Raw genomic sequence first — 20408 nt, forward strand, 5'->3', positions numbered from 1 at the left:
GGCTCGTACAAAACCTCCGGCGCGATCCAGGACGATGCCGTCCCCGCGCTCAAGGACGGCCGCGTCATCATCACCAACGTCCGGGGCTTCACCCTGGAACGGGCCTACACCGTGTTCCCCGATCTGCCCAACACCGCGCAGATCATCAACCTCGATCTCGAATCCCTGGCCGATCTGGAAAAGATGCGCACGTGGTTTCAGTGGGCACCGCGGGGCGCGTTCCTGATCTTCGACGAAACCCAGCTGCTGTTCCCCAAATCCTGGCGCGAGAAAGACCTCGAGAAGTTCGACTTCCCCGGCGGTCCCGAGGCGGCGCACGAAGCAGATCGGCCGATGGGATGGCTGGATGCCTGGACCCGGCACCGGCACTTCAACTGGGACATCGTCCTCACCACGCCCAACATCAGCTACATCCGCGACGACATCCGCATGACCTGCGAGATGGCCTACAAGCATTCCAACCTCGCCGTCATCGGCATCCCTGGTCGCTACAAGGAGGCCCAGCATGACGCCCAGCTCAACCGACCACCCGCTGACGGCACCATCGTCGAGTACAAGCGAATCAAGAAGCAGACCTTCCGGCTCTACCAGTCCACCGCCACCGGAAAAACTCAGGACACCAAAGCAGGCAAGAGTCTCTTCCGGTCGCCTAAGTTGGTTCTTCTACTGGCACTGCTGGCCGGCACTATTGGCTTTGTCAGCTATATGGGACCTCTCAAGGTCGTCGGTGGCAGCGCTCAGCCGAAGCCTGATTCTCCCCATCCTCCGCAAGTCAGCGAGCCTAATCCTCAAGGGGCTGCTCTACCTGCTCAAGCGCCTGCTGCTGCGAATCGCGCTCTTTATGCTGGTGCTGTTCTTGGCCAATCAAGTGTTCCGACTCTTCCACTAGCTGAGCATCCCTTCGCGGGCCGGCAGATCGCCGTGGCGGCCCGCGTGAAAGGGCTGGTGAAGGGCATGCAGCGCGAGATGTACATGTTCGTCATCACCGACGCGGAAGGACGCCGGCTGATGCTCAACTCCTGGCAGATGGGCGAATCCGGCTACGGCGTAAAGGCCCGCTCTGAGTGCGTCGCCGAGCTCTCCTATGGCGAGTACCACGAAACCATTGTGTGCGCCGGAGCCTTCCCCAAGCCGGCGCAGATGCCTGCTACAGCGCCCGCAATGGCCGCTACCGCACCGCCGGCACCCGCACAGCCCACGCTCACCATCGTCCCCGACTCCGAATACCCGGCACGCCCCTGGAGGACCCAATGACCCTGCACGGCCTGATCAACGCCCTCGGGCTGCTCGCGCTCGCGTATGCGCTCGGCTTTCTCACTGCCCTGCAGGTCATGCAGCCGGTGGCGGCGTTTCCGTTTTGAGTCGGCGAGCCGCGCCGCCGGCCGGGAGCGCCAGGCACGAGCGGTAGGCCGAAGGCGCGGCCGACGACCCTGTAACACGTCGGATAGCTAACGAGTAAGCACCTCAATAAACCTCATTGAAGGTACGAAAGAATGAAAAAGGCAGTTCACCCCCTCCGCCTGATCCTCAAGGAGACCGGGGATTTTTATGAGTCGTCCGAAGGACGGATTTTCATGGACCCGAGCAACGGCAGATTCGCCGACCTGTCGGGTGTGCGCCTGCTGCGCTGTGGCGTCGATACAGTGCGGCAGCTGTACAACGGCATGATCCGCCCGGAAGTCATGGCGCTGTTCGATGAGCCCGAGGATCTCGTCAACTTCGCCGGCTACAAGTGGGCCAAGGGCCGCATCGGTCGGGACTCCGGCTACCAGTTCCGCCTGCAGAACGCCGACATGGGGCTGATCCTGCTGATCAAGAACCATAACGTGAAGCTCGAAAACATAGGCCCGCACCTCAAGATTGAAGTGTCGCCGCATGCCCTGGATGGTGCCGATCCGAAGATCCTGCAGGGCGTAATGGATGACCTGGCCGCTGGCGTTCTCTCGGCCTGCGAAGTGAACCAGTGCGCCGTCCATATCGCGCTCGACGTGCAGGGCTGGACCCCACCTGTGGACTTCGTGGATCGCATGCACTGCCGGTCCCGTCGCGTCCGCCAGATCAGCGGCATCGACCGCATCGAATACGACGGCAACGCCTCGGTCTATGGGCGTGGTGAGACCTTCATGTTCGGCTCGGCCAACGGCCTGCAGATGTGCCTCTACAACAAAACGCTGCAGGCGAGAGCGACCGACAAACTCGACTATTGGGAATCCGTGTGGGCTTCGCTCAACGGCGATCCCTTCGGCGATGGCGAACCTGCCTTCAACCCGCTGGAAACTGTGTGGCGTATCGAGTTCCGCTACCACCATTCCATCGTCCAGCAGTTCTCCGAAGGCTCCAGGATGACCTCTGGCGAGGTGATCGGCTGCCGCACCTACGAAGGCCTATGTCCACACCTGCAAGGCCTCTGGCAGTACGCCTGCGACAACTACAAGTTGATTTCCCGGGAAGGGATCTTCGACGCCTTCTGGTCGCTGATCAGCCTGGACACCAAGGTCCAGATTGAAGCCGATCCACTCATCGAACGCATCGAGTACCGCCGCTATTACAAGACCGCTCAGGGCTTTTCCGGCAAGAACTGCGAGATGTTCCTGGGCCAGTTCGCCAGCCTGATCGCACGGGAGCGCATCCCGCCAAAAAAAGCCTTAGAGGTCGGGCGTACTTTGCCCTTTTGGCACGTGATCGAGGATCACTACACCGCCAAGGGCTACAGCACTCGCGACCTCGAAAAGCACGTCATTGGACTCATAAATGATCGCTACATCAGGCGCGGCTACGCCATTTGATGGGATCAGCGAATCAAGTAGCGGCGACGGAGTAATGGAAATGGAATCGAAGGCACGCACTCGCAGAATACTGCGCTTACCCGAGGTGATTCACCTCTGCGGCATCAAGCGCTCGACCATCTATCTCTGGATGAGCACGGGAGCATTTCCCAAGGCCAAACAGATCGGCCCATCAATGGTGGGATGGGACTCCCTGGAAATCGATCAGTGGATCTCCGCTCGACTCGATGGAAAGGATTGGAAGTCCGAGGGGGAAGCATGAGCAGAGAGCTGATCAAGATTGCCGAGTTCCAGCGTCGGTATTGGGGAGCGAACGGCACACCACTCTGTAGTCAGACAATACGTAACCAGATCCGAAATGGTGATATTCCGGGCGTCAGGATCGGCAAGCTTTGGTATGTAGACTGGCGAGCATTCAATAAGGGGACAAGTAACGAACTGGTCGCCATGGTGCTCAAGGACCACTGCTGATGTCACCGCGTCCTCGTAACAAAGCAAATAGGTCCCTTCCGCAGAATCTCTACCTCGACGGTCGACGTGGGACTTTCAGGTACAGGCGCCCTACTGATGGCGTCTGGTTTCAATTCGGAAAGGATCGGCTCAAGGCAATTGATGCTGCCAAACAACTGAATCTCACCTTCATGCAGGGTGCCGACTTGGTTGCCAAGGTTAAAGGCCTGGCTACAACCTTGTTCGTCGACTTTCTGGATTACTACCAGCGCGAAGTACTGCCGCCGCGCGAGTTGGCGAAAGCCACTCTGGAACTCTACGCCGTGAGATTCAGGCAGTTCAGAACAGCCTGGCCGTCTCAGGCCGTGGATGAAATCACTCTTCGAATGGCCGCCGAACTACTCGATGGTTTAACCCCGCGAGCTGCCAACCAAGCCAGAGCCCTGCTTATCGATATCTTCAACCATGCCGCCGCTAAGGGACTATGCCCGGATAATCCTGCCGCTGGGACTATCCCCAGGATCGAAAAGAAGCAACGCAAGCGCCACACCGGGGAAGGACTGAAATCGATCAGAGAACAATCTCCGACCTGGCTGCAGAATGCGATTGATCTTGCGCTGATCACTGGCCAGAGGCGATCAGACATCTTGTCGATGAAATTCGACGATATACGGGACGGATTTCTGTACGTCATCCAGCAGAAGACAGCCAAAGTATCGGATGCCGCCTGGATCCGCTTCCGCGTAACCCCCGAGCTGCAGGATGTATTGGATCGCTGTAATGATGGTGTCCCCTCCCCCTTCCTGATTCATCGGCGACCGGACCGGAAGTTGGGCCTGGCTGACCGAAAGGAACACTGGACGAAGATCGATGAACGCTACCTGTCCAGGGCATTCAAGGAAGCGCGGGACGCTGCAGCCTGCTACTCAGGATGGAAAGACGAAGAGATGCCGGGCTTCCATGAGATCAGGGCCCTGTCGCTGCATTTGTATAAGAAGGCCGGGAAAGACGGCCAGAAGATCGCTGGACATGCCAGCGCAGAGATGACGAAGAACTATCAGCGGGACCACGCCGAAGTGGTCTGGTCAGATGCGATTCCGGACCTGGATATCAGCGAATTTGCCCGCTAGTTTTGCGCGCATATTGCGCCGGTTTTGCGCAGTCCAGAAATGAAAACGGCCCAAACACTGTAAGTATTTGAGCCGCTTCAAGAATTTGGTCGGGACGGAGTGATTCGAACACTCGACCCCTTGCACCCCATGCAAGTGCGCTACCAGGCTGCGCTACGCCCCGACGTTGCTTTTGAGTTCCCTCAGAAGCGGATCGCACTATACCCCAAGCATTTGCTTTGGAGAAGTGCTTTTTTCATTTTTTTCAGTTACTTGCGCAGCACATGCAGCACGTCTTCCAATTCGGCAATCATCTGCCGGATCAGTTGCTTGTACTGGGTGGCGTCCTCGCGGGCTTCGTCGCCGGTGAGGCGCTGGCGGGCGCCACCGATGGTGAAGCCCTGATCGTAGAGCAGCGCGCGGATCTGGCGAATCATGAGCACGTCCTGACGCTGGTAGTAGCGCCGGTTGCCCCTTCGCTTGACCGGGTTGAGTTGCGGGAACTCCTGTTCCCAGTACCGCAGCACATGCGGCTTCACCGCGCAAAGATCGCTTACTTCACCGATGGTGAAGTAGCGTTTGCCCGGAATGGGAGGCAACTCGTCGTTATGACTTGGTTCCAGCATAAGCTTCAACCCTGGCCTTCAGTTTCTGCCCTGGACGAAAGGTGACGACGCGCCGGGCTGTGATCGGGATTTCCTCTCCCGTCTTCGGGTTGCGTCCGGGGCGCTGGCGCTTGTCGCGCAGGTCGAAGTTGCCGAAACCCGACAACTTTACCTGTTCGTTATGCTCCAGCGCCTGGCGGATCTCTTCGAAGAAGAGCTCCACCAGTTCCTTGGCTTCCCGCTTATTCAGGCCCAGCTCTTCGTACAGACGTTCAGCAATTTCAGCTTTCGTCAGAGCCCCCATACGCTACTTCCTTAACGTGGCGTTGAACCTTTGTTCCAGCGAGGCGACGATATTCTGCGTAGTCGCGTTCACCTCGTCATCGTTAAGAGTGCGTGATGGATGCTGCCAGGTCAAGCCAACGGCCAAGCTTTTTCTAAGCGGATCAATGCCTTTACCGTGGTAGACGTCAAACAACCTGAGATCTGTCAGCCATTCGCCTGCATTGTCACGAATTGTGGCAAGAATGAAGTCGGCAGGAGTATCGAGATCGACGATCAGCGCCAGGTCACGGCGCACTTCGGGGAAGCGCGACAGTTCGCTGAATTTCGGCAGGCGACCCTTGGCGACTTCGGCCAGTACCAGCTCGAAGACATAGACCGGGCGATCCAGGTCCAGCGCCTTGGCCAGCTCCGGGTGCAAAGCGCCCAGGTAGCCGACCAGCACGCCGTCGCGCTCGATCTTGGCAGTCTGACCTGGGTGTAGTGCCGGGTGCTCAGCCGGGGAGAAGGTGAAGGCCTCGATGGCACCGGCGTTACCCAGCAGCGCTTCGACGTCGGCTTTTACGTCGAAGAAATCGACGCTTTCACGACCATTGGCCCAGCCTTCCGGCTGACGAGCACCGCAGACGACGCCAGCGAGCATGTTTTCCTGCACCAGCCCGTCCAGCTGACCAACGAAGCGCAAGCCGCTTTCGAACAGACGAACGCGAGTCTGCTGGCGGTTGAGGTTGTGCTGCAGGGACTTCACCAAACCCGGCCAGAGCGAGGCGCGCATGGCGGCCATGTCGGCGGAGATCGGGTTGGCCAGCATCAGCGGTTCGACACCCGGGTGGAACAGCTGGAACAGCTTGGGATCGATGAAGCTGTAAGTGATGGCTTCCTGGTAGTCGCGGGCGACCAGCAGGCGGCGCAGCGCCGGCAGCTCAGCCTGGGACTCGGACTTGGTGTTCGGCGCCAGGCGAGCCTGCGGGTAACGAACCGGCAGACGGTTGTAGCCGTACAGGCGGCCCAGCTCTTCGATCAGGTCAACTTCGATGGAGACGTCGAAGCGATGGCTCGGCACGCCCACGATCCAGGCATCGGCACCGGTTTTCTGGACATCGAACTCAAGAGCGGTGAGCAAACGCTCGATCTCGGCGTTTTCCAGGGTCATGCCCAGCATCTGGGTGACGCGCTCGGCACGCAGGGTAACCGGGGCAACCTTGGGCAGATCGGCTTCGCTGACTGCCTCCACGATCGGGCCGGCTTCGCCGCCGACGATCTGCAGCAGCAGTTCGGTGGCACGCTCCATGGCGCGACGGGCCAGCTGCGAGTCCACACCACGCTCGAAGCGATGCGACGCATCGGTGTGCAGACCGTAGGAACGCGCCTTGCCGGCAACAGCGATGTTGTCGAAGAAAGCACTTTCGAGGAACAAGTCGCGGGTCTTGGCGCTGACGCCACTGTGCTCACCGCCCATCACGCCAGCGATGGCCAAGGCGCGCTCGTGGTCGGCGATCACCAGGGTGTCGGCACGCAGGGTGACTTCCTGGCCGTCAAGCAGGACGAGCTTCTCGCCCTCCTCCGCCATGCGCACGCGCACGCCGCCCTTGATCTCGTCGAGGTCGAAGGCGTGCATCGGCTGGCCCAGCTCGATCATCACGTAGTTGGTGATGTCGACAGCAGCGTCGATGCTACGAATATCGGAACGGCGCAGACGCTCGACCATCCATAGGGGAGTCGGCTTGCTCAGGTCGACGTTGCGGACAACACGACCGAGGTAGCGCGGGCAGGCCTTGGGAGCAAGCAGTTCAACGCTGCGCACTTCATCGATCTGCGGAGCAACGGTGCTAACCACCACCGGCTTAACCTCGGTGCTGTACAGCGCGCCAACTTCGCGAGCGAGGCCAGTCAGGGACAAGCAGTCGCCACGGTTCGGGGTCAGGCCGATCTCAATGGAAGCGTCGTCCAGCTCGAGGTAGTCACGGATATTGGCACCTACCGGCGCATCCGCGGCGAGCTCCATCAGGCCGGCGTTTTCTTCGCTGATTTCCAGCTCTTTGGCCGAGCAAAGCATGCCGTTGGACTCAACACCGCGCAGCTTGGCCTTCTTGATCTTGAAGTCGCCCGGCAGTTCGGCGCCGATCATGGCGAAGGGGATTTTCAGGCCCGGGCGCACGTTGGGTGCGCCGCAGACGACCTGGAAGGTCTCCGAACCGTTGCTGACCTGGCAGACGCGCAGCTTGTCGGCGTCCGGGTGCTGCTCGGTCGACAGCACTTCGCCCACGACCACGCCGCTGAACTTGCCGGCAACCGGGATCACGGCATCGACCTCAAGGCCTGCCATGGACAGACGAGCCACCAGCTCATCACGGGATACCTGCGGATTTACCCAGCTCCGCAGCCACTGTTCACTGAATTTCATCCTGCTCTCCTAAATGCGTTGACGGTCGTGCGGGCTAGCGGAACTGACCGAGGAACCGCAGATCGTTGTCGAAGAACAGGCGCAAGTCGTTCACGCCATAACGCAGCATGGCCAGACGCTCGATACCCATGCCGAAGGCGAAGCCCTGGTATTTCTCAGGGTCGATGCCGGACATGCGCAGCACGTCGGGGTGGACCATGCCGCAGCCCATGACTTCCAGCCAGCCGGTTTGCTTGCAGACACGGCAACCTTTGCCGCTGCAGAGCACGCACTGGATGTCGACTTCCGCCGAAGGCTCGGTAAAGGGGAAGAAGGACGGACGGAAGCGGACGGAGAACTCTTTCTCGAAGAAGGCGCGGAGGAATTCCTCGATGGTGCCCTTGAGGTCGGCGAAGCTGACGTCCTCATCGACCAGCAGACCTTCGACCTGGTGGAACATCGGCGAGTGGGTCAGGTCGGAGTCGCAGCGGTAGACGCGGCCCGGGCAGACAATGCGAATCGGCGGCTTCTGGGTTTCCATGGTGCGGACCTGTACCGGCGAGGTATGGGTGCGCAGCAGCATGTTCGCATTGAAGTAGAAGGTGTCGTGCATGGCACGAGCCGGGTGGTGACCCGGAATATTGAGCGCTTCGAAGTTATGGTAGTCGTCTTCGACTTCCGGCCCCTCGGCCACTTCATAGCCGATGCGGGTGAAGCACTGCTCGATGCGTTCCTTGGTGCGAGTGACCGGATGCAGGCCGCCGGAAGACTGGCCACGGCCCGGCAGGGTCACGTCGATGCGCTCGGCGGCCAGCTTGGCGGCGAGGGCGGCGCCCTCAAGCTCGGCCTTGCGGGCGTTCAGCACATCCTGAACCTGCTCCTTGGCGACGTTGATCAGCGCACCAACCTTGGGGCGCTCTTCGGCCGGCAGGTCGCCCAGGGTCTTCATGACCTGGGTCAGCTCGCCTTTCTTGCCGAGGTAGTGAACCCGGATCTGCTCCAGGGCGTTGACGTCTTCGGTGTTTCGCACGGCGTCCAGGGCCTGCGAAACCAGCGCGTCCAGGTTTTCCATGTACCAACTCCAGATACAAAATAGGGGAAGAGCGGTAAGGCTCTTCCCCTATCGGTGACGTTACGTCCGGACCGAGATCCGGTAACTGTCGTGGGGCTTAAGCCAGGCTGGCCTTCGCTTTCTCGACAATCGCGGTAAACGCCGCTTTTTCGTTCACAGCCAGATCGGCCAGGACCTTACGGTCGATCTCGATGGCCGCCTTTTTCAGGCCAGCGATCAGACGGCTGTAGGACAGACCGTTCTGACGAGCACCAGCGTTGATACGGGCGATCCACAGGGCGCGGAACTGACGCTTGCGCTGACGACGGTCACGGTAGGCGTATTGGCCTGCCTTGATTACCGCCTGCTTGGCAACGCGGAACACGCGCGAACGCGCGCCGTAGTAGCCTTTTGCGAGCTTCAGAATCTTTTTGTGACGACGACGGGCAATCACGCCACGCTTAACACGAGCCATTTATTTATCCTCTACCAGAAATCAACGCAGACGCAGGGAGCGTGCTACACGGCGAACGTCGGAAGCAGCGAGCATCGAAGTGCCGCGCAGCTGACGCTTACGCTTGGTGGTCATTTTGGTCAGGATGTGGCTCTTGAAAGCGTGCTTGTGCTTGATACCACCAGCAGTCACTTTGAAGCGCTTTTTGGCGCCACTCTTGGTTTTCATCTTTGGCATGTTTGGTACTCCGCATTCGTTAACAACTGATAACCATCAGGCCTGCCAGTGCCCGGGAGGTTATTTACGCTTCTTGGGAGCGATGACCATCATCAGCTGGCGTCCTTCCAGCTTGGGATGCTGTTCCACGGTGCCAACTTCGGCGAGGTCGTTTTCGACTCGCTTCAGCAGCTCCATGCCCAGCTCCTGGTGGGCCATCTCACGACCACGGAATCGAAGCGATACCTTGGCCTTGTCCCCTTCATTAAGGAAACGTACCAGGTTGCGTAGTTTTACCTGGTAATCCCCTTCTTCCGTCCCTGGACGAAACTTGATTTCTTTGATCTGTTGCTGGTGCTGGTTCTTCTTCGCAGCAGCGGCTTGCTTCTTCTTCTCGAAGAGGTGCTTGCCGTAGTCCATGATGCGGCAGACTGGGGGCACCGCATCAGCAGAAATTTCCACCAGGTCCAGCTTGGCCTCGTCAGCTAGACGGAGGGCCTCATCGATGGAGACCACGCCGATCTGCTGACCGTCAGCACCAATCAGACGAACCTCACGGGCGGTGATGTTCTCGTTGATCGGCGGTTTCGGGAGAGCCCGCTTATCCTGCCTCATTTCACGCTTAATAATGATTACTCCGAGTCTTGGCGACCACGCCGGGAAACCGCCTGAGCGAGCAGCTCAGCGAACTGGGCGACCGGCATCGAGCCGAGGTCTGCCCCTTCGCGCGTACGTACGGCGACGGCCTGCGATTCAACTTCCCTATCACCGATAACCAGCAGATAGGGAACCTTGAGCAAAGTATGCTCGCGGATTTTAAAGCCAATTTTCTCGTTTCTCAAGTCGGACTTGGCACGGAATCCGCTTTGCTCGAGCTGACGCACCACTTCTTCGGCCCATTCGCCCTGCTTGTCAGTGATATTCATCACTACAGCCTGGGTCGGCGCGAGCCAGGCCGGGAACAGGCCGGCGTAGTGCTCGATGAGCATGCCAATGAAGCGCTCGAAGGAGCCGAGGATCGCGCGGTGCAGCATGACCGGGCGGGTACGGCTGTTATCTTCGGCGATATAGCTGGCATCCAGACGCTCCGGCAGGTTCGGGTCGTACTGCAGGGTGCCGCATTGCCAGTTGCGACCGAGGCAGTCCTTCAGGGTGAACTCGATCTTCGGACCGTAGAACGCACCCTCGCCCGGCTGGTATTCCCACTCCAGGCCGGATTCGTTCAGAGCGTCGGCCAACGCACTTTCGGCGCGATCCCACAGCTCTTCGGAACCAACGCGCTTGGCCGGACGAGTGGACAGCTTCATGGAGACGTCACTGAAGCCGAAGTCCGAGTAGACCTGCAGGGTCAGCTTGATGAAATCGGCCGCTTCCTTCTTCACCTGCTCTTCGGTGCAGAAGATGTGGGCATCGTCCTGAGTGAAGCCACGCACGCGCATGATGCCGTGCAGCGCACCGGAAGGTTCATTCCGGTGGCAAGCACCGAACTCAGCAAGGCGCAACGGCAGGTCACGGTAGGACTTCAGGCCCTGGTTGAATATCTGCACGTGACACGGGCAGTTCATCGGCTTGACCGCGAAGTCGCGGCTTTCCGACGACGTGGTGAACATGTTCTCGGCGTAGTTGGTCCAGTGGCCGGAGCGCTCCCAGAGGATGCGGTCGACAACCTGCGGGGTGCGGACTTCCACGTAGCCGTGGTCGCGCTGAACCTTGCGCATGTACTGCTCGAGCACCTGATAGACGGTCCAGCCGTTCGGATGCCAGAAGACCATGCCTGGCGCTTCTTCCTGAAGGTGGAAGAGATCGAGCTGCTTGCCGATACGGCGGTGATCGCGCTTCTCGGCTTCCTCGATGCGCTGGACGTAGGCAGCTAGCTGCTTCTTGTCCGCCCAGGCGGTACCGTAGACGCGCTGCAGCTGCTCGTTCTTCGAGTCGCCGCGCCAATAGGCACCGGAAATCTTGGTCAGTTTGAAGGCTTTCAGGAATCGAGTGTTCGGCACATGCGGGCCGCGGCACATGTCCACGTACTCCTCGTGGAAGTACAGGCCCATGGCCTTCTCGTCCGGCATATCGTCGATGAGGCGCAGCTTGTACTCCTCACCACGAGCCTTGAAGGTCTCGATGACCTCGGCACGCGGCGTCATCTTCTTGATGACGTCATAGTCCTTCTCGATCAGCTCGGCCATGCGCTTTTCGATGGCCGCCATGTCTTCAGGCGTGAAAGGGCGTTCGAAGGCAATGTCGTAATAGAAGCCTTCGTCGATCACCGGGCCGATGACCATCTTGGCGGTCGGGTACAGCTGCTTGACCGCATGGCCCACCAGGTGAGCGCAGGAGTGGCGGATGATTTCCAGCCCGTCCTCGTCCTTCGGGGTAATGATCTGCAGAGTCGCGTCGCTGTCGATGATGTCGCAGGCATCGACCAGACGGCCGTTGACCTTGCCGGCCAGGGTGGCTTTCGCCAGGCCCGCACCAATGGATTGCGCCACCTCGGTCACGCTGACCGGGTGATCGAAAGAACGCTGACTACCGTCGGGAAGAGTAATGATGGGCATGGCGCCTCCTCTCCTAGTGGTGACCCCTACGAAAGGCCACATGGGTTGGGATGTGCCAGTAAGCGTCGCCCGCCGGGTAAGCCTGCCTCACAGTGGCAGGCGCCTTATCGGCACCCTGCGCATTCGCGCGCGGACGTAGATCACTGGAAGAAATCGAAGACCTGCCCGCAAACGATTGCGGGCAAGGCGTGGAATGTTACTGCATGTTCGGGGAACTGACGAGCGGGACACCTGACTTCACTCAGTACCGCTCGACAAATTCCAGCACGGCGCGATTGAAGGACGCCGGGCGGATTACATTCATGCCATGGGAGGCGCCGGGAATCATCACCGACCGCACATCCACAAGCGTCGATTGCAATGCCTGGATGATTCTCGGGAAGGGTTCCGGACTTTTCGCTCCACCGACCAGCAACACCGGCAACTGCAACTGCACTATCTGCTCATGCGTTATAGGCAAGGGATGATCCGCGACCTGCCCAACCAATGTCATGGCATTAGCCGTCGCCATTTCGCGGAATTGCCGGGAAGACCGCGACCAGACTCCGGCACCACTGACCGTATCGACAAATAGTTGAAGCCCCTCTTCCACTGCCCCGCTGCGAATCATCTCCAGCGCCTGCTGGCGAAACTGATTGCGCTCCACGGGAGATACTGGCGCTTCGATATCCGCCCCGGTAAAAACATTATCGGCAAAGTCCCCGCCGGGATCAGCGAGTGTCAACGATAGCAATTTCTGCGGAGCCGCCAGCGCCACACGGAGACAGATATTACCGCCGCGTGAATGCCCCAGCAGATGAACAGGACCCGGCAACTGATCGAGCAACAGCAGCAGATCATCGACATGCTGCTCCGTCGTAAAGCCCGGTCCCGCGCCATTCCATTGCTCAGGGAAGTAATGACGCAGGCTGGGCACCATTACACGATAACGAGCCGACAATGCCTGGACCTGCCCCCGCCAGTAGCGGTAATCACAGAGCGACCCGTGCACCAGCAGGAGCGGCACGCCCCGCCCGGCAACCTGGCACGTTAGTGCATAATTATTGACCTGGTATTGCACTATCTCGTTATTCATCCAGCACTCGCACGCAACGCACCACAATAAAGCACACAGGATTCGCAGGGACTATTGTTCAACGGAAAATCCCGCCGCGCCCTTTAGCCTGAGCATTATCCCTCATCGATCAATTAATCGGCCAACCCTTCATGCACCCTTAACATTTAAAGTGTGTTTTCCCAATCGCAACAATTCATATATTCAGTTGACGCGAACAATCACAAGAACACAGAATCGCGCCGTACTAATCAACCCTGCATACGGGAGCACCCAGATGTCCAAACTTGCGGAATTCCGCGAAGCCGAGCGCAAACTCCAGGAACAACTCGCCCTGCTCGAGAAACTCAAGAGCGATGGCGGCCTGAAAAAAGAACTGGAGTTCAAGGATCAACTGCAAGCCTTGATGGACCAGTACGGCATGAACCTGCGCAATGTCATCGACATTCTCGACCCGCAGACTTCTACCGAGCCCGTTGCTGCGCAACAGCCGCGCCGCACCCGCCAACTGAAGGTCTACAAGAACCCGCACAACGGCGAGACCATCGAGACCAAGGGCGGTAACCACAAGACCCTGAAAGCCTGGAAGCAGCAATACGGTGGCGACACCGTGGAGTCCTGGCTGCAGTAAGACCGATCTTCCGCGGAGCGCTCCCGCTCCGCGGAATTTCCGCCCCTCCTGCAAGGATCTGACCGACGGCTGTATAAAAACTAGCCATCGTTAGCAGAAATCCTTATAGTTACCGAAGCGAACACCAAACCCAAGGTCGCCCCTCCCAGCACTCCCTACCTGATCCAGGGCAGAAGCTGGGCTCTACAGGGCCACGGCCAGCGCATCCTCCGCATCGATTCCAGAGCACGGCAACCGCGCCAGGAACACTTGCCCGAGCGATCAGCGCCCCACGTCAGACTCTCTGCTTTCACCCAACATCGCAGCCTGACGCGAACAGACCCTCAAGTTTCCAATCGCTGCCATATTCCGGTCATACGTTTTCTGCATTCTCAGATCGCACCCGGAGCTTTTGACGATTTCGACGGTCATAGGACCGTTACCTATTTGGAAAGACAAGACAATGAAAACCTCCCTGCAAATCCAGGAGGCGATTCGCACCCTCTCGGCGGCCTTCGCCCCTCTGAACTGCGTTATCCAGGCCAAGCGCAAGCACGGCTTCAGCTTCACCCTGGTGAATGAGCATGGCATCGCCAAGCACACTGAACGCCTCTACCCTCAACAGTACTTGGGCGAGGCACCGCTGAGCGCGGTGATCCAGCGAGTGCAAGCCACCATCGCTGCCTGAGCCTGAAAACGAAAAAAGCCCCGCATGAGCGGGGCTTTTGCTTTTCTGCCTTCTATATAGATAGAGGCAACGATCAATTCAGACTGATGCCCTCCTTCACCGACTCGATCTCCGCCATCAGGGCCGCGTAACGCTCCGATGGTGCTGCATAGGTCAGCGAATACGCCGCGCCATCACCCAACGCGACCTGCACGGTCTGCTTGAGCACCTCAGTACCGTTCTGGCTGATGCCACAATGCACCTCCAGCCCCGCCAACCCACCCAGTTTCGCATCCAGCGGCTTGCTGCACGCAGCCTGGAACCCCTGGCGCATGAAGTCCTTCTGCAGCGCCTTGCGCATCTCGACAATGACATTCTCGACACTGACCTTGGCAGCAGAGCCAAGGCGACTACGGGTGACTTCCATGACCAGATCCTGGGAGCCATCCTCCGCCATTCGCACACCACGCTGACGAACCACAGGCGCATCAGCCGTCGCATCCGCTGGCGAACGCGAAACCTCCCAGCCCTGCGGCCAGATCACTTGCATATCCGCCAACGCCGATATGGGCACACACAACACGCCGAGCAACAAACAGGATCGCAGACCGCGCATCACCACCTCCGAGCACGCCTCAAGGGAACACCATAGCAGGCAACCCCGGACTTTCGCGGCTCCACCACCTTTCCAAGGTCAAGCGAGAGGCTCGCGCAATCGAGCCGCCCACCCAGCGCGGACACCCTCGCAGCCAATGATGCATCAGCGCCGACACAATACTTACCTTGCCGATACCAAATTCTTCGAGACACCAGCGCCGCCGGCAGGTCTGCTTTGCGCCGATTTTTTCATGCCCCATGGTGCCTCGATGTTATCCAAGCTGACCAAAGCCGCTCTGCTCACCGCCCTGGTATTACTCTCCGGCTGCTGGCCATTCTTCCCGCCATTCGGCGGACCAGGTGGCGGAGGCAATCACGGAGGTGGCGGCCACGGCGGCGGGCCGGGCTTCGAAAACCGCCGATAGGAAAAACGCCCGATGCATCGCATCGGGCGTTTTTGCTTACCGCTATCGCAAACAACCCGGGTAGACACACTTGAAAGAAACATAAAGGCTTCGTCGCACTCATCCACAGGACAAGCAGAAGACCGAAGCAGGCTCCATACTTACAGTCGAAGTGAAATCGCAGGCTCAGTGAGGTCACATGAAAAAGCTCACAGCATTGCTCCTGCTCATGACCCTTGCGGTCGACACCCAAGCCTCCGACTTCTGCACTGGCATAGGCCTCTTCGCACGCGCGGGGGCCCTATACCGAAACGAAGGAAAAACCGAACAGCAAGCCATGGCAGCCGTTCACGAGGGAAGCGCCAAGCTCGACGCGGATACCCAGATGATCGTCAGGTACTTCGTGCGCTTCGGCTATCACGGAGATCAGACTCCGGACCAGGCATCTGCCAACGCCGAGCAGAAATGCCGGCAGTACGAAGCCTACAGCGAACGCAGAAGCGCGATGAATTAGCGCCCCGTCCAGGCCCCTCCTCGCGCACAAGATCCGGCTATCCATCACAGCATCGCCAGCCCGGGAAGACCGCAAGCCCCACACAAACGCACCGAGCCCATGACTCCATATAAAGGAGGAGCGACCGGCCGAGCACACTGAGCACACCACCGTCCCCAGCCGGCGACCTGATACCTTGAACAGCGCCGGGAAAGGGCGATCAAGCCCCCGGCAGGTACAGAGCCTCGAAACAGCAGACCAGGCAGCGCCTTCCCGACACCCGGAAAACGCCCAAAACAAAAAGGGCGATCCTCTCGGATCGCCCTCTAAGTACCGCCAGAAGCGGGTTTGTTTGGTAGGCACAATTGGACTCGAACCAACGACCCCCACCATGTCAAGGTGGTGCTCTAACCAACTGAGCTATGTGCCTGTCGTGTGGGGCGCATTCTACGCGATCGTTTTCCTTGGTCAAGCACTTTTTTCGCTAAGCCACTGAAAAAGTGAATTTTTTTATGTTCGACCGTCCGTAAATTATTTTGCACGGGCACTAGCCGGCCAGATTCGACTCAGGTAGCATCCGCACATCTCGTAAAAAATAACAAACACAGGTGCATTATGCCGCACACTTCCTACCCCTCTTCCTATTACGCAGCTTCGGCCAACCCGGTTCCGGCCCGTCCTGAACTGCAAGGCGAGGTGGAAACCGATGTCTGCGTGATCGGCGCAGGCTACACCGGCCTGTCGACCGCCCTGTTCCTGCTGGAAAACGGTTTCAAGGTCACCGTGCTGGAAGCCGCCAAGGTCGGCTTCGGTGCCTCGGGCCGTAACGGCGGCCAGATCGTCAACAGCTATAGCCGTGACATCGATGTCATCGAACGCAGCGTGGGCGCCAAGCAGGCAAAACTGCTGGGCGACATGGCGTTCGAAGGCGGCCGCATCATTCGCGAGCGCATCGCCAAGTACAACATCCAGTGTGACCTGAAGGACGGCGGCGTGTTCGCAGCCCTCAGCACCAAGCAGATGGGCCACCTGGAGTCGCAGAAAAAGCTGTGGGAACGCTTCGGCCACACCCAGCTGGAACTGATGGACGCCAAGCGCATCCGTGAAGTCGTCGGCACCGACAGCTATGTCGGCGGCATGCTCGACATGAGCGGCGGCCACATCCACCCGCTGAACCTCGCCCTGGGCGAAGCCGCAGCCGTGGAATCCCTGGGCGGCGTGATCCACGAGCAGTCCCCTGCCGTGAAGATCGACCGTGGCGCCAACCCGGTCGTGCACACTCCGAAGGGCCGCGTAAAAGCCAAGTTCATCGTGGTCGCCGGTAACGCCTACCTCGGCGGCCTGGTGCCGGAGCTGGCCTCCAAGTCCATGCCGTGCGGCACCCAGGTGATCACCACCGAGCCGCTGAGCGCCGACCTGGCCAAATCCCTGCTGCCGACCGACTACTGCGTCGAGGACTGCAACTACCTGCTCGACTACTACCGCCTGACCGGCGACAACCGCCTGATCTTCGGCGGCGGCGTGGTCTACGGCGCGCGCGATCCGTCGAACATCGAAGCGATCATTCGTCCGAAGATGCTCAAGGTCTTCCCGCAGCTGAAGGACGTGAAGATCGACTTCGCCTGGACCGGCAACTTCCTGCTGACCCTCTCGCGTCTGCCGCAGGTTGGCCGTATCGGCGACAACATCTATTACTCCCAGGGCTGCTCGGGCCACGGTGTGACCTACACCCACCTGGCAGGCAAACTGCTGGCCGAAGTCCTGCGTGGCCAGGCCGAGCGTTTCGATGCCTTCGCCACCCTGCCGCACTACCCCTTCCCGGGCGGCCGCATGTTCCAGGTTCCGTTCTCCGCAATCGGTGCCTGGTACTACACCATGCGCGACAAGCTGGGCATCTGACGTCTCGCTTCACACCGCACGAAAAAACGGCGCCTCAGGGCGCCGTTTTTCTTTTCGGGGATTTCTCCGGCGGCGTGGTGTCGCTGCGCACCTGGGCGTGGCTCATCAAGGCGAAGATCAGACTGCCCCCCACGATGTTGCCGGCCAGCGTCGGCAGGGCGAAGTCGATGACGAACGCCGCCAGCCCCACTTCCCCCGCAAACATCAGGTAGCCGACCTCGCACGTGCCGACCACGATGTGGCTGAAGCTGCCCAGCGCCATCAGGTAGGTGACCAGGAAGATGATCCATACCTTGGCGCTCTCGGCCGCCGGCACCAGCCAGACCATGGTGGCGATCATCCAGCCGGAGACAATGCCCTTGGAAAACATCTGCCAATGGTCGTTCTCCATCACTTCGCGGCCAATATCGAGGAAGGCCTGGTCGGCCTTGGTGTCGAAGATCGGCAGGTGCAGCATGCCGTAGGCAAACAACAGCGCACCGACGATATTGCCCGCCAGCACTACCGACCAGAGCCGTAGCAACTGGCCGAACTTTTCCAGCGTCGGCTCGCTCATCACCGGTAACACTGCTGTCAGGGTGTTCTCGGTGAACAGCTGCTGGCGCGCGAGAATGATCGCCAGGAAACCCACCGGGTAACCAAGGCTCGTGGTGATAACCGCCATGTCGTGGTCCGGCAGCCGTGCGCGGAACAACCCCATGGCCATCAGCGACAGGCCAATGGTCAAACCCGCGGCGAGCGCCGACCACCACAGCGCGGCCAGCGTGCGCTCCAGTTCGTGATTGCCCTGCAGGCGGATAACTTCGTGCAGCACCAATGCGCGGGGCGGCTGGCTCTTTTCGACCTTCCGGCGTTCCTCTGCGGAAAGATCGTCCGCCGTGTCGCTGCCTGTTTTTGAGCTTCGCGATGCGGGCTTGCGCTTGGCGGTCGACGCGCTCGGCTTGGCACGCTCGCGCGACTGGGCGCCGCCGCGTGCCGGGGGGTTTTCCGTGGCCATGCAAAGCACCTCGCTGGGGGCAGTGCAGAATTAGGCTGCGCTCCAGCCGCTTCGGTTCCGGAAACTTGCGGAACGCGATTGATCAGCTGATCGGTTCGAAACGCAACTGGCGCCAGTCAGTGTCGAGGTGGCCGACATAGACGCAGCCGTGGCCGCGCGGAAAGAGAATGTGCTCGGGGCCGATCCCCGGCCCTTCCAGGCGCAGCAGGCGTCCCCAGGAGTGATGACTGACGCGCCCGCGCACATCTTCGACGCTGCCGCCGCGCCACCAGTGGATAGCCGCCTCGGCATCCTCGACGCCGTCGGGCTGCTCGATCCTCACTGGCTCGTCCCGCCAGCCAATCACCCGATGCGGGTCGAAACCGGCCTGCTGCGCCAGCGGCAACGGCGTGACCCACTGTCCGCCGTCACGCTCCTGGAGCGAAACCAGCAGCGGGCACCACTGCGACTGCTCCAGAGCCCAGAGCAAGTCGCCATCAATGGCCAGCGAAGGTTCGGGCTGTGCCTGGATGCGGAAACCGGGGCAGATCAGCGTGCCTTCGCGCAGGGGAATACGGATCTCGCTCACGCACCCTCCTGCCGCAGGAGAGGCCCAACCTTGCGCTCCAGCAGGAGCACCAGTTCGGGCTGCAGATAGGCGTAGTCGTCCGGGATATCCAGACACACTAGGCGCTTGCCGCGCATCGCCACTGGGAAGCGGCGCAGTAACGCCTGCCGATGCCGACGCTCCATGACGAAGACCAGATCGGCCCAATTCAGTTGTTCGGCGCTCAGAGGGACTTCCGCGTCCGGCGCCAGCCCGGCGGAGTCGGTCTCGACCTCCGGCCAGCTGGCGAAGACGGTTTCGGCAGTCGGGCTACGCAGACGATTGCGGCTGCAGATGAACAAAGCGCGGCGCACTTCATCCTCCCTACGGCTGGCGCGCAAACGGCAGCGGCGATTCTAGGGAAGAAGGCGGCTCACGGCGACTTCTGTTTCGCTTTCTGGCGCTCAAGGAAATCCACTTTCCACTGCTCGACGCCCAGGTGCTCGGAATCGAGACTCGCCTCGACGCCGTACTTGGCCTTGATCGCGGCCACCTCCGTGGCGTGGTCGACCAGGAAGCGGTCGAAGCGCTCAATCAGCTCACCCTGCTTCACCGTGGACAGGTGGAAGGCGCTGCGCGTATGGGGCAGCGAAGGATCGAACACCAGTGCTCCCGGTTTCGCGCGGACGTTGTCCAGATAATAGGTGGCGACCACTACGTTGAAGTAGACGCCGTCGGCCTGCTTCTTCAGCGCGGCATGAATCATCTGCTTGAGGTCGGCGCTGGGCGCGAGGGCAATCTGCCCGGACTGCACCTGCTGTTCGTAACCGCGCGGCGTCCAGCCATCCACCAGCGCCAGCCGCTTCAAGGCAGCGACGCCCTGCCCCAGCCGCTCCGGCGCCACCAGCACGCCGTCGACGTACTCGGTCACCGGCTGGCTGTAGCGCAGGGTTTTCCCGGCTTTCTGCTCGAGCGCCCAGTTGGGGTTGTCCGGGTACTTGAGATCGACCTGCCCGGACAGCAAGGCCGGCAGCAGCGCATCCACCGGCAGCGGGCGATATTCCAGGGTAATACCGCTGGTGCTGGCGAACAGGTCCAGCACCTCGCGGGCGAAGCCCTGGTAATTGCCCTGCGCATCGGTGCTGTAGTGCGGAGCGAAAGCGAGGTTCTCGACGCCGACGAGGTAGGTCTGCGCCATGGCGGCACTTGATACACCGCTGGAAAGGATGCTGGCGAGCGCGCAGCAGAATGCCTTGAGCTTCAAACGACT

The 20408-nt window shown here is 60.2% G+C and carries 23 protein-coding genes and 2 tRNA genes; 9 read left to right on the top strand and 16 right to left on the bottom strand.

The window, feature by feature from the left end; translation table 11 throughout:
• The 5 genes from FAS41_RS24905 to FAS41_RS24925 form a co-directional block, all read left to right on the top strand.
• Positions 1 to 1254, top strand: a 1254-nt coding sequence (locus tag FAS41_RS24905) for a zonular occludens toxin domain-containing protein (protein ID WP_138526032.1), incomplete at its 5' end; no start/stop codon positions are given.
• 239 nt (positions 1255 to 1493) lie between these two features.
• On the top strand, positions 1494 to 2786 hold the full coding sequence (locus tag FAS41_RS24910; protein ID WP_138526033.1) for a hypothetical protein: 1293 nt from the start codon (positions 1494 to 1496) through the stop codon (positions 2784 to 2786).
• 40 nt (positions 2787 to 2826) lie between these two features.
• Positions 2827 to 3048 carry an AlpA family transcriptional regulator gene (locus tag FAS41_RS24915; RefSeq protein ID WP_138526034.1) on the top strand — a complete coding sequence of 74 codons (222 nt, stop codon included), beginning with the start codon at positions 2827 to 2829 and terminating at the stop codon, positions 3046 to 3048.
• Entirely contained in the window at positions 3045 to 3257 is a 213-nt protein-coding gene (locus FAS41_RS24920; RefSeq protein ID WP_088418198.1) for a MerR family transcriptional regulator, read from the top strand. Before FAS41_RS24915 ends, FAS41_RS24920 begins: the two co-directional genes overlap by 4 nt.
• A complete protein-coding gene (locus FAS41_RS24925) occupies positions 3257 to 4366 on the top strand; it encodes a tyrosine-type recombinase/integrase (RefSeq protein ID WP_138526035.1) in 1110 nt (369 codons plus the stop codon). Before FAS41_RS24920 ends, FAS41_RS24925 begins: the two co-directional genes overlap by 1 nt.
• Before the next feature lie 86 nt (positions 4367 to 4452).
• Here FAS41_RS24925 and FAS41_RS24930 read toward each other — a convergent pair.
• The 10 genes from FAS41_RS24930 to FAS41_RS24980 all read right to left on the bottom strand — a co-directional run bounded on the left by FAS41_RS24930 (position 4453) and on the right by FAS41_RS24980 (position 12966).
• A tRNA-Pro gene (locus FAS41_RS24930) sits at positions 4453 to 4529 on the bottom strand.
• Between the two features lie 85 nt (positions 4530 to 4614).
• Positions 4615 to 4971 carry a MerR family transcriptional regulator gene (locus FAS41_RS24935; protein WP_015476661.1) on the bottom strand — a complete coding sequence of 119 codons (357 nt, stop codon included), beginning with the start codon at positions 4969 to 4971 and terminating at the stop codon, positions 4615 to 4617.
• Complete coding sequence (gene ihfA, locus FAS41_RS24940) at positions 4952 to 5254, bottom strand: integration host factor subunit alpha (RefSeq protein ID WP_003090661.1); 303 nt, start codon at positions 5252 to 5254, stop codon at positions 4952 to 4954. The genes FAS41_RS24935 and ihfA overlap by 20 nt, the downstream gene beginning before the upstream one ends.
• Before the next feature lie 3 nt (positions 5255 to 5257).
• The gene (gene pheT, locus FAS41_RS24945) at positions 5258 to 7636 is read right to left on the bottom strand and encodes a phenylalanine--tRNA ligase subunit beta (RefSeq protein ID WP_138526036.1); all 2379 of its coding nucleotides are present in this window, start codon (positions 7634 to 7636) and stop codon (positions 5258 to 5260) included.
• Between the two features lie 34 nt (positions 7637 to 7670).
• Positions 7671 to 8687 (bottom strand): phenylalanine--tRNA ligase subunit alpha, encoded by a 1017-nt coding sequence (gene pheS / locus FAS41_RS24950; protein WP_138526037.1) that lies wholly within the window; start codon positions 8685 to 8687, stop codon positions 7671 to 7673.
• Positions 8688 to 8784: 97 nt separating this feature from the next.
• Positions 8785 to 9141 carry a 50S ribosomal protein L20 gene (rplT, locus tag FAS41_RS24955; protein WP_003099086.1) on the bottom strand — a complete coding sequence of 119 codons (357 nt, stop codon included), beginning with the start codon at positions 9139 to 9141 and terminating at the stop codon, positions 8785 to 8787.
• 21 nt (positions 9142 to 9162) lie between these two features.
• Positions 9163 to 9357: a 50S ribosomal protein L35 gene (gene rpmI, locus FAS41_RS24960; RefSeq protein ID WP_017516491.1), complete on the bottom strand. Its 195-nt coding sequence runs from the start codon at positions 9355 to 9357 to the stop codon at positions 9163 to 9165.
• A gap of 60 nt (positions 9358 to 9417) precedes the next feature.
• Positions 9418 to 9969 (bottom strand): translation initiation factor IF-3, encoded by a 552-nt coding sequence (gene infC, locus FAS41_RS24965; protein ID WP_171049545.1) that lies wholly within the window; start codon positions 9967 to 9969, stop codon positions 9418 to 9420.
• Positions 9969 to 11891, bottom strand: coding sequence for a threonine--tRNA ligase (thrS, locus tag FAS41_RS24970; protein WP_138526039.1), 1923 nt, complete (start codon positions 11889 to 11891; stop codon positions 9969 to 9971). The genes infC and thrS overlap by 1 nt, the downstream gene beginning before the upstream one ends.
• A gap of 241 nt (positions 11892 to 12132) precedes the next feature.
• Positions 12133 to 12966, bottom strand: a complete 834-nt coding sequence (locus FAS41_RS24980) for an alpha/beta fold hydrolase (protein WP_138526041.1) — start codon at positions 12964 to 12966, stop codon at positions 12133 to 12135.
• Positions 12967 to 13222: 256 nt separating this feature from the next.
• Here FAS41_RS24980 and FAS41_RS24985 point away from each other — a divergent pair, with 256 nt between their 5' ends.
• Positions 13223 to 13576 carry a histone-like nucleoid-structuring protein, MvaT/MvaU family gene (locus FAS41_RS24985; RefSeq protein ID WP_045217791.1) on the top strand — a complete coding sequence of 118 codons (354 nt, stop codon included), beginning with the start codon at positions 13223 to 13225 and terminating at the stop codon, positions 13574 to 13576.
• Between the two features lie 442 nt (positions 13577 to 14018).
• Positions 14019 to 14243 (top strand): hypothetical protein, encoded by a 225-nt coding sequence (locus tag FAS41_RS24990; RefSeq protein WP_138526042.1) that lies wholly within the window; start codon positions 14019 to 14021, stop codon positions 14241 to 14243.
• A gap of 73 nt (positions 14244 to 14316) precedes the next feature.
• On the opposite strand, the gene FAS41_RS24995 is transcribed toward FAS41_RS24990, so the two are convergent.
• Positions 14317 to 14838, bottom strand: a complete 522-nt coding sequence (locus FAS41_RS24995) for a DUF4946 domain-containing protein (RefSeq protein WP_138526043.1) — start codon at positions 14836 to 14838, stop codon at positions 14317 to 14319.
• Positions 14839 to 15422: 584 nt separating this feature from the next.
• Between FAS41_RS24995 and FAS41_RS25005 the strand changes: the two genes are divergently transcribed.
• Positions 15423 to 15737 (top strand): hypothetical protein, encoded by a 315-nt coding sequence (locus FAS41_RS25005; RefSeq protein WP_138526045.1) that lies wholly within the window; start codon positions 15423 to 15425, stop codon positions 15735 to 15737.
• A 332-nt stretch (positions 15738 to 16069) separates the two neighbouring features.
• On the opposite strand, the gene FAS41_RS25010 is transcribed toward FAS41_RS25005, so the two are convergent.
• Positions 16070 to 16146, bottom strand: a tRNA-Val gene (locus FAS41_RS25010).
• 185 nt (positions 16147 to 16331) lie between these two features.
• On the opposite strand from FAS41_RS25010, the gene FAS41_RS25015 reads away from it, so the two are divergent.
• Positions 16332 to 17615 (top strand): NAD(P)/FAD-dependent oxidoreductase, encoded by a 1284-nt coding sequence (locus tag FAS41_RS25015; protein WP_138526046.1) that lies wholly within the window; start codon positions 16332 to 16334, stop codon positions 17613 to 17615.
• 34 nt (positions 17616 to 17649) lie between these two features.
• Here FAS41_RS25015 and FAS41_RS25020 read toward each other — a convergent pair whose 3' ends face one another.
• From FAS41_RS25020 to FAS41_RS25035, 4 genes are all read right to left on the bottom strand, one after another.
• Positions 17650 to 18612: a formate/nitrite transporter family protein gene (locus FAS41_RS25020; protein WP_138526047.1), complete on the bottom strand. Its 963-nt coding sequence runs from the start codon at positions 18610 to 18612 to the stop codon at positions 17650 to 17652.
• 82 nt (positions 18613 to 18694) lie between these two features.
• Positions 18695 to 19180 (bottom strand): hypothetical protein, encoded by a 486-nt coding sequence (locus FAS41_RS25025; protein WP_138526048.1) that lies wholly within the window; start codon positions 19178 to 19180, stop codon positions 18695 to 18697.
• Entirely contained in the window at positions 19177 to 19512 is a 336-nt protein-coding gene (locus FAS41_RS25030; protein ID WP_138526049.1) for a low molecular weight protein tyrosine phosphatase family protein, read from the bottom strand. Before FAS41_RS25030 ends, FAS41_RS25025 begins: the two co-directional genes overlap by 4 nt.
• Before the next feature lie 59 nt (positions 19513 to 19571).
• Positions 19572 to 20402 (bottom strand): substrate-binding periplasmic protein, encoded by an 831-nt coding sequence (locus FAS41_RS25035; RefSeq protein ID WP_246084934.1) that lies wholly within the window; start codon positions 20400 to 20402, stop codon positions 19572 to 19574.
• Positions 20403 to 20408 lie beyond the last annotated feature (6 nt).

The sequence above is a fragment of the Pseudomonas nicosulfuronedens genome (assembly GCF_005877905.1).
GTDB classification, from domain to species: Bacteria; Pseudomonadota; Gammaproteobacteria; order Pseudomonadales; family Pseudomonadaceae; genus Pseudomonas; species Pseudomonas nicosulfuronedens.

What these genes read in the sequence shown, in the direction of transcription:
- FAS41_RS24910 (WP_138526033.1), top strand. Translation starts at nt 1,494, where the DNA reads ATGAAAAAGGCAGTTCACCCCCTCCGCCTGATCCTCAAGGAGACCGGG.
- FAS41_RS24915 (WP_138526034.1), top strand. Translation starts at nt 2,827, where the DNA reads ATGGAATCGAAGGCACGCACTCGCAGAATACTGCGCTTACCCGAGGTG.
- FAS41_RS24920 (WP_088418198.1), top strand. Translation starts at nt 3,045, where the DNA reads ATGAGCAGAGAGCTGATCAAGATTGCCGAGTTCCAGCGTCGGTATTGG.
- FAS41_RS24925 (WP_138526035.1), top strand. Translation starts at nt 3,257, where the DNA reads ATGTCACCGCGTCCTCGTAACAAAGCAAATAGGTCCCTTCCGCAGAAT.
- FAS41_RS24935 (WP_015476661.1), bottom strand. Translation starts at nt 4,971, where the DNA reads ATGCTGGAACCAAGTCATAACGACGAGTTGCCTCCCATTCCGGGCAAA.
- ihfA (WP_003090661.1), bottom strand. Translation starts at nt 5,254, where the DNA reads ATGGGGGCTCTGACGAAAGCTGAAATTGCTGAACGTCTGTACGAAGAG.
- pheT (WP_138526036.1), bottom strand. Translation starts at nt 7,636, where the DNA reads ATGAAATTCAGTGAACAGTGGCTGCGGAGCTGGGTAAATCCGCAGGTA.
- pheS (WP_138526037.1), bottom strand. Translation starts at nt 8,687, where the DNA reads ATGGAAAACCTGGACGCGCTGGTTTCGCAGGCCCTGGACGCCGTGCGA.
- rplT (WP_003099086.1), bottom strand. Translation starts at nt 9,141, where the DNA reads ATGGCTCGTGTTAAGCGTGGCGTGATTGCCCGTCGTCGTCACAAAAAG.
- rpmI (WP_017516491.1), bottom strand. Translation starts at nt 9,357, where the DNA reads ATGCCAAAGATGAAAACCAAGAGTGGCGCCAAAAAGCGCTTCAAAGTG.
- thrS (WP_138526039.1), bottom strand. Translation starts at nt 11,891, where the DNA reads ATGCCCATCATTACTCTTCCCGACGGTAGTCAGCGTTCTTTCGATCAC.
- FAS41_RS24980 (WP_138526041.1), bottom strand. Translation starts at nt 12,966, where the DNA reads ATGAATAACGAGATAGTGCAATACCAGGTCAATAATTATGCACTAACG.
- FAS41_RS24985 (WP_045217791.1), top strand. Translation starts at nt 13,223, where the DNA reads ATGTCCAAACTTGCGGAATTCCGCGAAGCCGAGCGCAAACTCCAGGAA.
- FAS41_RS24990 (WP_138526042.1), top strand. Translation starts at nt 14,019, where the DNA reads ATGAAAACCTCCCTGCAAATCCAGGAGGCGATTCGCACCCTCTCGGCG.
- FAS41_RS24995 (WP_138526043.1), bottom strand. Translation starts at nt 14,838, where the DNA reads ATGCGCGGTCTGCGATCCTGTTTGTTGCTCGGCGTGTTGTGTGTGCCC.
- FAS41_RS25005 (WP_138526045.1), top strand. Translation starts at nt 15,423, where the DNA reads ATGAAAAAGCTCACAGCATTGCTCCTGCTCATGACCCTTGCGGTCGAC.
- FAS41_RS25015 (WP_138526046.1), top strand. Translation starts at nt 16,332, where the DNA reads ATGCCGCACACTTCCTACCCCTCTTCCTATTACGCAGCTTCGGCCAAC.
- FAS41_RS25020 (WP_138526047.1), bottom strand. Translation starts at nt 18,612, where the DNA reads ATGGCCACGGAAAACCCCCCGGCACGCGGCGGCGCCCAGTCGCGCGAG.